A 14,615-nucleotide genomic window follows, 5' to 3' on the forward strand; every position below is an offset into this window, starting at 1 on the left:
CTCGTTTTACCCAAAGTTTTAAATCATCCCAGCCATCAGGTAGTTGATATTGGGTAACGATAGGACTAATTAAACTTTTAATATGCTCAATAACCTGCTTACAAGTTTCTCGTACATCCTCGATACCTGGATGCATTTCTAAATACTTAGCTGCTAAATAGTACCATTCATAAGGTACTCCTCCAGTGTTGCCCTTGAGATTATTTTCTTTCAGACTATCATTAATGCGCTCAATTTCTCGAATTTGAGGTAAATATTCAGATAAATTCCAAAACTCAGCGACTTGATGAATTAAATCAACCTGTATTAATTTTGGCAGATTTTTATCTTTTTTGCAAGCAGTTTCAATTTTATTTGTGCTTTCACCCCAAATCTTCCGACTGACTAAATCTCCAAATTCTGCAATTTGGTCAATACGAATATCATCATCGAACTTAAAATTATAATCCGCAGACAAGACGCTTTGTTGTTGAAACTTAACTAAGTTATCGCTGCGGCTTTTAGCAACGGATTCTTTGTTCGGGTTTAACACTCGTAAAGTAGCATCTAAAGCTACCTGCATCAAACCTATTTCATCGAAAAACAAATTGTAGTATTCAGCATACTTCATCCCTTTACCATCACGACCAAAACCTGTTTGTCGCGAACGCAGTTGACCCTGACAAAGTGACTTTATACTGTCAACTACTAAATCTGGGACATCCTCTAACGAGACAGATGGAGCATTACGCGCGGCTAAATATATTACCCCTGTTGGTAAATATAACAAAGGTTCATAATAAATTGTGTCATCTGTATTGAAACTGGTGTGTGCCTTAATTAAAGCATTATTTACTACATTAGTCAGCACACCTCGGTTTTCAGCAATGTGATGGTAAGAGAATTTTAACTGTCCATCGCTAAGACTATGAATAATTTCCTTGAGTCGAGAGTTTTCTGCATCTTGGGGATGTTTTACGATAGAAGCGAGAGAATCAGCCAAGCAAGTTAAATCAGACAGATTGCGAAGCGTGCGGTCTTTAAGAGTAGGGTTCAAACCAAACTCAGAAAAATTCCAATTAGTATCCCAACGTCGTTGAGCATTATAAGCCATGCACAGCAAATCGTCTAAATACTCTCGATAAGCTTCTGGCGCCTCTGGATTAATAAAATAGTCCAATCCTAACTGACGAACTTTTTCATCAATAATTTGACGGTGTGCTTCTAAAGACAGCTTGCGACAATTATCTGGAACATCTGGAAACTTTTCAAAATCATGCAAAATAAACCCAGCAATAGCTAACCTACGTTCTCGTTCTCGAACTAATCGTTTAACTGTGGTATCAACATTTTGCAGGCGCCTTTCAATTAAGTTAGCAGGAAACAACCCATTAAGTAAATGTGTATTTAAAGACTGGTCAGTTGCATTATCGCGTCTAACTTTATCTTTTCCTTCTGCTTCATTCTTCTGGTCTAGTTCATCAAAGAATTTACCACCTTTTGCCGTTACACCAATCGCGATACTTAATAAATTTGGTAAGACATATTCAGCAAAATCAGCCATTACTTGGTCATTTGGGTTTTGTGCTTTAATCGCTTCACGTAAAAGTTTTAGAGTTAAAAGCTCATTTTTGCTTTCAACTCTTCTATCTGAAGTAGCATTATCAAAACCTAAATCACCCAATAAAAAATCATCGTCTTCAAGAACCATTATTTACTCCTATAATCTAATTTGATGATTCTGGTGATACTTTCCATTTCTTTAAATTCATGTCAATTAGTTTACATTGGTCTTCTTGATATTTTTTTAACTCTGATTGTGGTCTTAAGGATGTAAGCCGAAAATACTCAAATCCGTGTGGGTCTTTTTCAAAAATTAAAATACCATCGCGAGCAATATAGTGAGCAATTAACCATGAACAATGATTAAGTTCTACAATATCAATCATGTCAGCGTTTATGTCAAAAATCTCATCTAGAATCATAGGTAGCTCAAAGAATTTAATCACATCATTTTTAAGAAAAGTATTGCGTTGTTCCTCGTCGTAAAGAACAGCAAAATCCCAATCACTGTTTTGATGCGTATTACCAGTAGCTCTAGAGCCAAATAAAACTAGCATTTTTATATGAGGAGTTCGATTAGGAAACTGCTGTGCTAATTCTCTAAATTTCTCAATTGTAATTGTTTCCATTATTTTAACTCTTTATTATTCAGAAATGGTGCGCTGTATTTATCCTAACGCACCATAAATATTTTAGATTTGCGGCTATTTAACTCCTTGTACAAAAGCTAAAAATTCGCGGATTGCTATCCTTGCTTCTACAGACTTTATTTCACCCTTATCTAGCGCAGCTTGAAATTTAGGACATACGGTATCCTCCAATACCTCAAATCCCTCTCTTACTTTTTGACCACGCACCTTTTTCTTTATTTCAAGAAGTGGTTTACGATATAGAGGAAGTGAAAGTTGAACAAAATTGACGCTTTTTGATGCTATTTCTTGTGGAATTCGTTTCATGAGTTACTCCTCAAAGAAAATGTGATTAGATTCTTTAAAAGAAAAGCTCATAGTATAAGCCTTTAAATCAAGTATTTCGCCCGGAGTTAAGATGTATTTCGCCTGGTCAACCCAATATTTGTAAAAAACAGTTTGGGCAAGGACTTGGCTTGCTTATCTCATGTATCCACTGGTGATTGTTACTTTGAGGAAACTTATAGCTATGGAACTTCTCTTTCATTAGGGTCAAATTTTGCCAGTATAGTACTAGAATGTACTATTTTTTGAAATACCAGCCTTTCTTACGGTCACTTGCGATTAAAGTGGAACCCTCACGAATGGCTTGTAAAACTTGACACACCGTACTAGGGTTTAAACCTTTTTCTCGATAGCTACTATTAGTTTCCATTAAGTATTGAGCTATTTCACAAGGTTTATGATGCTTGCCATCAGCAATAACTTCAACAATGTCAATGGCAAGCCGGAGAGGAGCATCAAGGTACTTCCTATACTCGATATCAAAAGCAGTTACTACAAAAGAAGCTGCTTCAACTATCTTTGCATAGGTTTTTTTGTTCATTTGAAAACCTTTTTACTTGAGTATGGCTACAATCATATCATCATGCTTATAAAAATATTCATGGTTATTCAACCCCTGTTAGGTATAATCACGATTTTCACTTTCACGATATAATTTGTAATAGGAGTCAAAAGTGCCAGCTTCCACACTGATGGAAGTTCTAAAATCCCTTTTAGGGATTGAAACGAATAACCATGAATGCATTGGTGCTTGTTTCTTGGCTCCTGACAATAGTTTCCCCAAATCCCTTTTAGGGATTGAAACTCTAAACAATCCATATTTCGTCTCCCTTACTTTTAAAGGTGTAAGCTAAAGTATCTAGTAGTAACGCAGATTGCCCAAAAGCGATACAATACGGCGCCGTTGTATCATGCAAACTATATTGGTCACATATTGGGTAAAGCTGAAAGTGCATCGGTAAGCGCAACCGCATCCGCACTTCTGCAACAGGACGGTGCAGAACATAGCATACCAATCCCTGTATTTTCAAGCGCTTGTTGATTTCTCTTATATAACTGTTATCAGGTTGCCAAACTGTAATCCCCGTCAGTACATGCACTTTCCATAAATCAGCTATTGGTTGTAATTCATCTGGGTAAATAAATTTCCAATTTAATCGTTCCTCACGGTATGCGCGCAGTTTCATAAATCCTAAACAATATTCAAATCTACCTTTAGGAATTGGTTGTCCATCACGGCAAGCATCTTTCAAAGTTCTTATGAATGCAGCTTCCGTCCACATTTCAATATCTAAATTGCCTAATACCCCAGGCAAATCATAGGTTTTAAAGCGTTCAGCTTCATTTTCTTCAGTTAAATCATATAATCCACACTGCAAGGAACTTGACCCTCGAAAACTGTAAGCATCTTCTGCAATTGGATTTCCTGATTTCCCTGAAAGACTTTTCCATTCTTTTGCCCATTCACCAATACGTCCGCTCACTGGCTTAAGACTGGTATTAAAGACTTGTTCGCAGGCTTTTTTAAACTTTTCGCAGCTTTGAGCATACTGTGTTTTTACAGTTTTATGATTTAAATTGTAAGCTAGCCACACTGACTGTACGGCGCCCCAACGCTTGTAATAACCGTGAAAATCATTTATTCGTCGATACTGTTCCTTTATCTTTATATGAAAGAACGGACGTTCATATATATTATTCTTTTCCAATACCGGAGACTCTCCCAGAAACAAGCGCTCGACTAAAAAATTGGGAACAAGTGCATATGCTGCAAAGCTTCCAAAGTTAATATAATTTCCATCACGTTCGTAACCGTCATGTCTTCCTAATCTTCCAAACCGTTGAATAAAGTTACCTGCGTCAGAAGACTCAAATATGAGCAAGTTGATTTTGAAGTCTACACCTACATCTATTGTGCTTGTACCAAACACAAGGTCACAAGATAGTGATTTTTCTTTCGCTGTCTTTCCAGATAGACCTGTATTTTCTCCAACTGTTAAACCATATGGTTGTAAGATTTCTTGGAAAAAAGGCACAAGTCGCTTAACTGCGGTAATTGAGTTAAGAATGATAGCACCTTTACTACCTGGGTTGTTGAGAAAATACTCTACAATTAGATTGCTGTTTTCTCGCAGCCAAATCTCTGAAGCTTTAAATGATGGTTCTAAAGGAATAAAGTTCAGGTCAATAGAACGTGAAACCTGGCGCCAGTTTTTATCTCGAAGTTCCTGTTCCTGCTCTGTATTATTGGGAAACTGGTACTTGTTATTATCAAGCGGGTTAACTTCGGCGCATCGAAATCCTGCTTGCTGCAATTTATTAATAAACTCTATATCTGGTGTTGCAGATAGAAACAAAAACTTTTTACGTCTGTTTGTACTGTGAATTAACAGCATTGTATTAATTACACCAGCAATTTGCGGTGCCGCATAAGCATGAAACTCATCAAAAATGAATAGGTCAAAATCTTTGTCAATCCTACCCCACAACTTATCTGGGCTATCACCAGGTATTAAATATACACCACGATGTAAGTAGTGAAATATATCAGGGTTAGTAAATAATACTTCCCTTTGACTGGTCAGAGATGAGAGTGCTGCTGATTTTCTCAAATTTTCATTTTCTGCATAAATTTCTAGCTCTGCACTACTTAACCTTGCCACACGCGGATTATTTGCAGGTTGGAATACTTCGATATATCTGTTCATCTGCATCTCTTGGTCGCGCGCAAGTTCATTAGTTGGGTAAAGACCAATAGCAGAAGTTTCTCCTTGAAGCACTTCTAAATATGCCGCCAAACTCTTACCATCACCCGTCATAGCAGTATTAAAAACCACATCTACATTCGGGTTACGCAGTGCTTTAAGAGTTTCTACCTGATGCCAAGAAAGTGACCAACCCCCAGGCAAGCTAATATCCTTGGGTACTTCATTAGCAGGGCAAGAATATACAGATTTAAGAGTTATCTTGTAATTATCATCAGTAATCATATATCTGGCTCAATTGGTTCATATTCTTGGATGCTACCGTTTCTAATAACTCATAGCTTTCCTACTACTTCGGTAGTTTCTAGTCCAGCAATCAAAGTATCAATAGCTTCTTGCAAATCATTAAAGTCATGACGGGAAGGCAAACGAATCACTACGATTCCTGCATAATTGGAAGGGTTATACTTTAGGCGATTGCTAAAACCTCTATCACAGGTAACTAAGCATCGACCCTCTGAACTACAAATAGCTATTAACTCTTCATCTGGTGCTGAAGTTAAACCTTGTTCCCTTACAGTTGCTACATTATGTCCCGCAGCACGTAACCATGTAACAACCCTTAAGTTACCAAGATGTTCATCTACTTTGATGTTCACGCTGGTTCCTTTTTTTTACTAAGAGGAAGTTCGACAAAAGCACCGCGCGACATTTCGGCACCATAAGCAATGCAAGCTAGGATATCCTCTCGTTCTATACCTGGATATTCTTCCAAAATTGCTTCTATCGTCTCGCCCCCTGCTAAATAATCTAAAATCATCGATACCCAGATGCGATGACCGCGAATGCAGGGTGTACCAAAGCAAATGTTGGGGTCGATGGAAATTCTTGATAATAAGTCATCTTGATTTTGAGACATGGTTTTACCTCTAGTCATCAAATTACTTCTATCTCTAATGTGACTGTTGAGCGCGTACTTGGCAAATGTAAATATTTTTGACGCGATAAGTTCCTCTAAAATCTATATTACATATACAATAACTGTATATGCCCTTTAATGTCAATAGTGTAATTACAAATTTTCACATGCCCAGAAAAAAGGACACAATCACACTGTCAATACCCGATGGAACAAAAGAACAGCTAGAGCAAATAGCCCATCGCTTAGGTATTTTCTGGGGAAAGTCTCCCAGTATTTCAGGTTTACTTGTCGCTATTGCTGAGAAAACTTACGAAGTTGGTAAGCCTTTTACGCTTAACAAGACTCAAGCGGGCGCCTTACTCCAAGGTATTCGCTTGCTTAACGACTCTGGTTACACAGGTGAAGCGCAAACCCTTTCAAGATTATTGCTCGAACGTGTAGAACTTGAGGCGCCGATGCGTCAACAAGTACTACAAACAATTACTCAGCCCGCTGAAGCATGGCGAGTTATTGTAGAGCAACATATTCAAAACCAGCAACCATTCCAATTACTCTATACCAATGCTCAGGGTGAAGATTTAGCGTATACGGTTCGTTATGCTGAAGTAGCCTTTGAAGATAATAGGGGCTTTTATCTATATATATGGTGTGATGAGACTGATGATATTCCAAATCCTGAATACCCAGAACTTATACATAATCGCTGTTTACGTCTCGATAGAGTCAAGACTATCTTGCCAATTAGTGGGCACTGGCGCCATCAGGGCTTAGATTATTTAGAAGTGTACTTACACTTTTATAAAGGAATGGTCAAAGCATACGAAGCAAAAGCCGCATCTATAAATAAAGATATAAGCAACGATGTTATAAATGGGGTGCGTCATGTCGTCAAAAAGGCGCCGCATCCGTTTTGGTTAATTCGCGATGTCATGAAATATGCTGAAGACTGCGAAATAGTGGCGCCTGAGAGTGTAAGGGTGCGTTTTAAGGAAAAACTCAAATCGCTTTGTCAGCATTACGATATTTAAAGTATGTACAGTTGAAAATGTGGCACAAATTACCGCTTAGTATATAGATTTTTCATAATACACTACTACTTATTAAAGCGGTGGAAATCTACCACATCTACATTTAAACTGGGGATAACTACCTCACTTAGCTTAGAGGTGCTGCAACATGGTACGACAAGTTACAGAATTTGATACCGCCGATGACTTGGTTATTTACCCAGAAACCGACGGTGAACCGATGGCACAAAATACATTACAGTTTATTTGGATTGTAATCATCAAAGAAGGTTTAGAGATGCTTTTTGCCTCAAACCCAGATGTATTTGTAGCTGGAGACCTTTTTTGGTATCCAATTGCAGGTGATATAGATACAAAATATGCTCCTGACACAATGGTGGTATTCGGTAGACCTAAAGGTCATCGACGCTCATACGTACAAGCGCATGAAAATAATATAGCACCGCAGGTAGTATTTGAAATCTTGTCACCCGGCAACAGAAAGAAAGAAATGGACGACAAGTTCGACTTTTACGAAAAGTACGGCACTGAAGAATACTATATATACGACCCAGATAAAAATATTTTAAAAGGCTGGTTACGCTCAAAGAAGACTTTGAAACCGATTAATAAAATAAACAATTGGGTTAGTCCACGTTTGGGAATTAAGTTTGTATCAATACCAACACTCGAAATTTACCGTCCAGATGGTCGCAAATTTCTAACTCCCGTAGAACTTGACGAATTGTACCAGCTTGAACAGCAGCGTGCTGATGCCGAACAACAACGCGCGGATGCCGAACAACAACGCGCGGATACTGAACAACAGCGTGCGGATATCGAACAACAGCGCGCGGATGCTGAACAACAACGCGCGGATACTGAACAACAACGTGCGGATACTGAAAGACAGGCAAGATTAAATGCAGCATCTCAGCTACTACAAACAGGAATGAGCATTGAACAAGTCGCACAAATTCTTTCATTAACAGTTCAAGAAGTTGAAAGATTAAATTCTCAATAATAGTGAAATAAGCTAAAAGTGGAATGAGCATCCTTGCCCGTTCTAAATTTATACTAGAAACAAGCAAAATTTAGACTTAATGTCATGCTGAGGAACGAAGCATCTTAAAAATTTTTACGCTTCTTTAAAAGTAAAGCTGTAAACCGTTGTAATTATACAGCAAATTGCGTCTTCATGCGGTACATGTAGAGACGCGAAATTTACCTTCGGTACACTCCGTGAACGCCTCTCTACAAGGTTTCGGGCGCCATGTATGTACCTCATTCACCAGAGATATGCTGTAAGCTATCAGTTTCAATCCCTTGAAGGGATTATTTAAAGTTTAAACATGTTTGAAATGGAGGTGGAATAAAGTGAGTCGATCTGTTTCAATCCCTGAAAGGGATTATTTAATGTTTAAACAGTGTAGTAGCTAATCTTTGGGTGTACTTTGATTCGTTTCAATCCCTGAAAGGGATTATTTAATGTTTAAACCTAACCCTTACTGCAGTAGCATCAATTTTTGTTCGTTTCAATCCCTGAAAGGGATTATTTAATGTTTAAACTAGTTATCCGCATTTTGTGCTGTTCATTCAAAGTTTCAATCCCTGAAAGGGATTATTTAATGTTTAAACTGTTGTTGGTAGGAGAAAGTCGGTTAATGGCATGTTTCAATCCCTGAAAGGGATTATTTAATGTTTAAACCTAACGCAAATAAATTTAAAGCAAGCGCACCGCAACGTTTCAATCCCTGAAAGGGATTATTTAATGTTTAAACTTGACGACTTTACCTGGAAGTTTGAATTCCAAAAGGTAGGTGTTTCAATCCCTGAAAGGGATTATTTAATGTTTAAACTTCTTGCCGCGCGATTTCTCTACCCAGTTGTTGGTTTCAATCCCTGAAAGGGATTATTTAATGTTTAAACTTTAAATCACGAAATTTACACGCTTCAAATTTAGTTTCAATCCCTGAAAGGGATTATTTAATGTTTAAACAAAAGCATTTGTTCCGTTCCCCGATTGGTCGTACGTTTCAATCCCTGAAAGGGATTATTTAATGTTTAAACTTAAGTCCTGATGCAGTAGGACGACACTCTATGTTTCAATCCCTGAAAGGGATTATTTAATGTTTAAACTCTATTTTGGTAATTAGGAACTGGATATCCATAGTTTCAATCCCTGAAAGGGATTATTTAATGTTTAAACTTTTGCATACTCCATAATCTCTTCATCAGAATATTGTCTGGTTTCAATCCCTGAAAGGGATTATTTAATGTTTAAACTAGTTTAAAAAGCGATATATAGCCGCTTCTAATTGTTTCAATCCCTGAAAGGGATTATTTAATGTTTAAACTGGTTAATAGAGGGAGACGGCTGCCGTTCTTATGTTTCAATCCCTGAAAGGGATTATTTAATGTTTAAACCCAACCACGAAGGTTATCTCTTGCGTAATCTTTGTTTCAATCCCTGAAAGGGATTATTTAATGTTTAAACAAGGATATTTCTCGTGGAGTGCGTTTAGCTAAAGTTTCAATCCCTGAAAGGGATTATTTAATGTTTAAACAAGCATCAGCTAATTTGTACGTGAGCATCCACTTTGTTTCAATCCCTGAAAGGGATTATTTAATGTTTAAACATTTTTTGAGCTATGGTGTCATAAGATTGTGTATTGTTTCAATCCCTGAAAGGGATTATTTAATGTTTAAACTCATAATTTAGAAAATATTTTAATAGAAAAAATAGTTTCAATCCCTGAAAGGGATTATTTAATGTTTAAACTGCTCAATATAGGAGTGTTGCTGTATTTGGTTTTCAAGGTGCTGTTCCGCGAACCTAAAGTAAGAATAGCTTTCTAGAGCTTGGGATGTCAAGATGGGTATGTGTCAAAATTGCTGAAATTATTACCAGATAAGGGTTTTGGAGTTACCGCGAGCCTACTTTTTGGATAAAATGTTTCAAAGCTGGACGGGGTAAGCGTTTTAGGCGAAAATTAATCTCGCATTTCAAAAACACCCTGTGGTTCGCGGTATTGTTGGAAAAGCTATGCAAAAAAACAGTTGTGTTTATGGGTATTTGGCGCCACTTTCATGCGGCAAGACTAGTAGAGATTCTTCACTACGTTCAGAATGACAGTTTTAAATTGTTGTGACTATATATATATGCTAGATGATTTTTGTTGATGACCTAAAATTTTCTTGTGGGGTGGGCAACAAGCGCCCGCCCTCTAAATATATTACAGGTATATGACGGGCAGGGATGCCCGTTCCACAAGATAAGATGGTTTATTTAATGTAGGTGGAGTAGTTCAACTGTTGTGACTAGGGCGCCATCTACGATTATTTTTTTTACACAGCCTTGTAGTAGGGTTCTTTTGTCTTCTGTTTCTAGTCCTTGCCAGTATTTTGGGTTGGCAAACGCGCGTGTTACTCTTTCTTTGGCTATTAAGTATTGTTTAGAATTGTTGTTTGTGGTTGCAATTGCTTCTGCTATCTGCATTCTCATGTCTTGTTTGGCTGTTTCTATTGCTGGGTTGGATGGTAGTGCTTCGAGGGTGGTTAATGATGCTCTAAGTGTTTTTACTTGTGGAGATTCTACTGTTACTGTTACTTCTTGTTCGACTATTGTAGCTAGTCGTTCGGCTTCGCCGATGATGTAATTTATAACTTGTTTTTCTAGTTCGTCTGAGGATATCATGCCTCCGTTGGTACAGGCGCCTGTTCTATAAAAGCTGCATTGGTAGTGATGTCTGACGAAGTTCTTTTTCTTGACTAGTTTTTTACATTGCCGACTATATGCGGCGCCACAATGAGCGCATTTTACTAAGTTGGCGAATGGGTTTGTGTATTTTTGCTCGTTTGCCCAACGGTTGTTACGGTTGCCGCGTATTATGGCTTTGATTTGTTCGTGTTCTTCACGGGTAATAATGGATTCTTCGGTGTGAGTTCCCCATGCTATTTCCCATTCGTCGAAGGGTTTACGATGTCCTTTGGGACGAACTACTGTGTCGTAGAGTGTTCCTCCTGCGTAAATTGGGTTTACTAATATGGAGCGTAAACCAGAAACTGACCATTTTAATCCTGTGTGGGGATAGCGTAAGCTAGTACTACGGGTTTTGTTGATGTTTTCAAAGATTATTTCGTCTTCTTCGTTTAATAAATTAATTTTGCTGTTGCTGTCTTTGGGTGTGGCGTTGGCTTGAATGCCAAATGTTTCATGCAATTTTCTCACGGTTTGTGATACTGTGCCTACTTCTAAGAATGTGTCGAATACTAATCGCATTAGTTGCGCTCTTGTTAATTCTTGCTTTGGTTCGATTAAACAAACACAAGGGCTGTTATCTATTATATATTTGTCGTTTTCTATTGCATATCCTAATGGAGTGTTCCAGTGAGGTTTTTTATTTGCTTTGCGGGTATCTCGTTCTTTTTTTACTCGCATTCCTAACATTTTTACCTCATATTTACTTGCTGCTAGTCGTACATCTATTGTTAATTCTCCACCAATGCTTGATATATCAAATGGTTCATCTATCGCTGTTGGCTGTATGCTTTTCTTTTTTAAGGCATCCATCAAACGATAAAAGGTCATTGATGAGGATGTTAAACGGTCTATTCTAATAAATAATAGTTTTGAGACTTTTCCTGGTACTAATGCATTAATGTCTTCAATTAACTGGGTAAGTCCTTTGCGTTTATCGCTGGTACGACTTTCTACGTCGTAGTATATCTTGGTGGCGCCAGCAGTACGCAAACGACGCATTTGTTTAATTAAGGCGCCTTCATCTTCGGCTTGTTCGTCTGTCGATACGCGCGCGTAAGCCCAAACATCCATATATTAGTCCTGAAGAAGAATGTTTTTATATTACCTGATTGTGAGCGCATTGGTTCACTATTGTTCACCGAGCCTGTTGACTTCTTCGTTGGTAACTCCTACGGTAAGTACCTATGGCGCGATACCAAGATTCCTATGGTTCGCATTGGTTATCCTTTGTTTGACCGTCACCACTTACACCGCTATGCAACTCTTGGCTACCAAGGTGGCTTGAACATGCTCAACTGGGTTGTTAATACACTCCTTGATGAAATGGATCGCAATAGCAATATTACAGGTGTAACAGACATCTCCTTCGACTTAATTCGTTAAGAATTAGTTCAAATGCAGCGTGCCGAAAAAGGAAAAGGAAAAGGTTTGAGGTAAGAACGTAATGGGTAATCGGTAATAGGTAAATCACAGAATATTCACTCTCTTACCTATTACCACTTACCAATTACTGTTAACCAATTACTTTCCTTTACCTTTTTTCTTTTTAGTATTTGTTTATGTTTATGTTGGGTTCCACAAAGCCTCCACCCAACCTACGTATAAAGATATTCCTATCTCATCTTTCAACACTATGAAAATTAATCAAGCAAAAATTAACGAACTTTTGAGCGAACCAGGTTGCGAGCATAACCAGAAAATCGGTGAGAAGAAAAAGGCTTGTAGCCAACAAGCTCAACCCGGCGCCGCGCAAGGTGGTTGTGCTTTTGATGGCGCCATGATTGCTCTTGTACCTATTACTGATGCTGCTCATTTAGTTCATGGACCTATTGCTTGTGCTGGTAATTCTTGGGGCAGTCGCGGCAGTTTATCATCTGGTCCTACCCTTTATAAAATGGGTTTTACAACCGATTTAAGTGAAAACGATGTCATATTCGGCGCCGAAAAAAAACTCTATAAAGCTATCTTGGATATTCATAGTCGCTACAATCCCGCAGCAATATTCGTATATTCGACCTGTGTCACAGCGCTCATCGGCGAAGATATGGATGCGGTGTGTCAAGCAGCAGCAAAGAAAATTAACATACCCATTATACCAGTTAATGCTGCTGGCTTCGTAGGTAGCAAGAATCTTGGTAATCGTATTGGTGGTGAAGCTTTACTCGAATATGTTATCGGTACTGCTGAACCAGAATATACCACACCATATGATATTAACATCATTGGTGAATATAATATCGCTGGTGAGATGTGGAACATTTTACCATTGCTTAAAAAATTAGGTGTTCGCGTTTTATCAAAAATTACAGGTGACGCGCGCTATCAAGAAATTTGTTATGCTCACCGTGCCAAGTTAAATGTAATGATTTGCTCGAAAGCATTAATCAACATGGCACGGAAGATGGAAGAACGCTATGGTATCCCCTACATCGAAGAGTCATTCTACGGTGTTGAGGATATGAACCGTTGTTTACGGAATATTGCAGCGAAACTCGGAGACCCCGAATTACAAGAACGTGCTGAGAAATTAATTGCCGAAGAAACTGCAAGACTTAATATTGAACTGGCAACCTATCGCGCGCGCCTCAAAGGTAGACGTGTTGTGATATACACTGGGGGCGTAAAAAGTTGGTCTATTATCTCAGCCGCTCAAGACTTAGGAATGGACGTTGTAGCAACTAGTACTAAAAAGAGTACAGAAGAAGACAAAGCTCGTATTAAACAGTTATTAGGAACAGATGGTATTACTTTAGAAAAAGGTAATCCCCAAGAAATTCTGCGAGTTATTAGAGATACAAATGCCGAAATGTTGATTGCGGGAGGTCGCAACCAATATACAGCGCTCAAAGCTCGAATACCTTTCTTAGATATCAACCAAGAACGCCATCATACTTATGCTGGTTACAGTGGAATGGTAGAAATGGCGCGCGAATTAGACGAAGCGTTGCATAGTCCTGTATGGGAGCAAATACGCAGATCGGCGCCTTGGGATATGGAAAATGAAATTCTTTCTGATTCGATTGATTTCGATGTATTTGATTTGTCAGACAATGTAGAGACGCGATATATCGCGTCTCCATACGCCACAAATCCATAAAGACCAAATATATCTCGTCCACATACCCTTATAATAAAGACGCGAAATTTCGCGTCTCTACATTAATTATGGCGATAGTATCAAATTCAAATAAACCTGTTGTTGTTAATCCTCTTAAGCAAAGTCAGACGTTAGGTGCAGCGATGGCTTTTTTAGGGCTTAAGGGGATGATACCACTTTTACATGGTTCCCAAGGGTGTACAGCATTTGCGAAAGTAATAATGGTACGACACTTTCGCGAGGCAATACCGCTTGCTACTACTGCGATGACCGAAGTAACTACTATTCTTGGTGGAGAAGAAAATATTATCCAGGCAATTTTGACGTTAATGCAAAAGTCTCAACCCGAAATTATTGGGTTGTGTACTACTGCACTTACCGAAACGCGCGGGGATGATATGCAAGGTATCCTCAAAGATTTTCGTAAGCGTCATCCTGAATTGAATGATTTACCTATTGTATTAGTCTCTTCGCCAGATTTTAAAGGCGCCTTACAAGATGGTTTTGCGGCAGCAGTAGAAGCAATTGTTCGTGAATTACCACAACCAGGAAGAACAATACCACAACAAGTTAATATTTTAGCGAGTTCGGCGTTTACACCCGGT

General features: G+C 38.4%; 13 protein-coding genes and 1 CRISPR repeat array. Of the genes, 5 read left to right on the forward strand and 8 right to left on the reverse strand.

The window, feature by feature from the left end; all coding sequences use genetic code 11:
• The 7 genes from cas10d to AC2JBO_RS35085 all read right to left on the reverse strand — a co-directional run.
• Positions 1–1,690 (reverse strand): type I-D CRISPR-associated protein Cas10d/Csc3 (cas10d, locus tag AC2JBO_RS35055; protein WP_496958259.1); only part of this gene is annotated, 1,690 nt, incomplete at its 3' end.
• A 16-nt stretch (positions 1,691–1,706) separates the two neighbouring features.
• Positions 1,707–2,171 carry a type VII toxin-antitoxin system MntA family adenylyltransferase antitoxin gene (gene mntA / locus AC2JBO_RS35060; protein WP_496958260.1) on the reverse strand — a complete coding sequence of 155 codons (465 nt, stop codon included), beginning with the start codon at positions 2,169–2,171 and terminating at the stop codon, positions 1,707–1,709.
• 75 nt (positions 2,172–2,246) lie between these two features.
• The gene (locus AC2JBO_RS35065) at positions 2,247–2,498 is read right to left on the reverse strand and encodes a hypothetical protein (protein WP_496958261.1); all 252 of its coding nucleotides are present in this window, start codon (positions 2,496–2,498) and stop codon (positions 2,247–2,249) included.
• 256 nt (positions 2,499–2,754) lie between these two features.
• Positions 2,755–3,057 carry a hypothetical protein gene (locus AC2JBO_RS35070; RefSeq protein WP_496958262.1) on the reverse strand — a complete coding sequence of 101 codons (303 nt, stop codon included), beginning with the start codon at positions 3,055–3,057 and terminating at the stop codon, positions 2,755–2,757.
• 265 nt (positions 3,058–3,322) lie between these two features.
• Positions 3,323–5,506: a type I-D CRISPR-associated helicase Cas3' gene (gene cas3 / locus AC2JBO_RS35075; protein WP_496958263.1), complete on the reverse strand. Its 2,184-nt coding sequence runs from the start codon at positions 5,504–5,506 to the stop codon at positions 3,323–3,325.
• Positions 5,507–5,556: 50 nt separating this feature from the next.
• Entirely contained in the window at positions 5,557–5,880 is a 324-nt protein-coding gene (locus tag AC2JBO_RS35080; RefSeq protein ID WP_496958264.1) for a DUF5615 family PIN-like protein, read from the reverse strand.
• A complete protein-coding gene (locus AC2JBO_RS35085; protein WP_496958265.1) occupies positions 5,877–6,140 on the reverse strand; it encodes a DUF433 domain-containing protein in 264 nt (87 codons plus the stop codon). The genes AC2JBO_RS35080 and AC2JBO_RS35085 overlap by 4 nt, the downstream gene beginning before the upstream one ends.
• Positions 6,141–6,307: 167 nt before the next feature.
• Between AC2JBO_RS35085 and AC2JBO_RS35090 the strand changes: the two genes are divergently transcribed.
• A complete protein-coding gene (locus AC2JBO_RS35090; protein WP_496958266.1) occupies positions 6,308–7,171 on the forward strand; it encodes a helix-turn-helix transcriptional regulator in 864 nt (287 codons plus the stop codon).
• 148 nt (positions 7,172–7,319) lie between these two features.
• Positions 7,320–8,174, forward strand: a complete 855-nt coding sequence (locus AC2JBO_RS35095; protein ID WP_496958267.1) for a Uma2 family endonuclease — start codon at positions 7,320–7,322, stop codon at positions 8,172–8,174.
• 291 nt (positions 8,175–8,465) lie between these two features.
• A CRISPR array of direct repeats spans positions 8,466–9,933; the repeat unit is 38 nt; unit sequence GTTTCAATCCCTGAAAGGGATTATTTAATGTTTAAACT.
• A 506-nt stretch (positions 9,934–10,439) separates the two neighbouring features.
• Here AC2JBO_RS35095 and xisF read toward each other — a convergent pair.
• Positions 10,440–11,984: a fdxN element excision recombinase XisF gene (xisF, locus tag AC2JBO_RS35100; protein ID WP_496958268.1), complete on the reverse strand. Its 1,545-nt coding sequence runs from the start codon at positions 11,982–11,984 to the stop codon at positions 10,440–10,442.
• On the opposite strand from xisF, the gene AC2JBO_RS35105 reads away from it, so the two are divergent.
• The 3 genes from AC2JBO_RS35105 to AC2JBO_RS35115 all read left to right on the forward strand — a co-directional run.
• Entirely contained in the window at positions 11,943–12,296 is a 354-nt protein-coding gene (locus tag AC2JBO_RS35105) for a nitrogenase component 1 (protein ID WP_496958269.1), read from the forward strand. The two genes, xisF and AC2JBO_RS35105, sit on opposite strands and share 42 nt — an antisense overlap.
• Before the next feature lie 250 nt (positions 12,297–12,546).
• Positions 12,547–14,010 carry a nitrogenase iron-molybdenum cofactor biosynthesis protein NifE gene (nifE, locus tag AC2JBO_RS35110; protein WP_496958270.1) on the forward strand — a complete coding sequence of 488 codons (1,464 nt, stop codon included), beginning with the start codon at positions 12,547–12,549 and terminating at the stop codon, positions 14,008–14,010.
• Positions 14,011–14,078: 68 nt separating this feature from the next.
• On the forward strand, positions 14,079–14,615 hold a 537-nt coding region (locus tag AC2JBO_RS35115; RefSeq protein WP_496958271.1), incomplete at its 3' end, for a nitrogenase component 1.

It is taken from the genome of Calothrix sp. CBUCES-K 9914 (genome assembly GCF_059640475.1).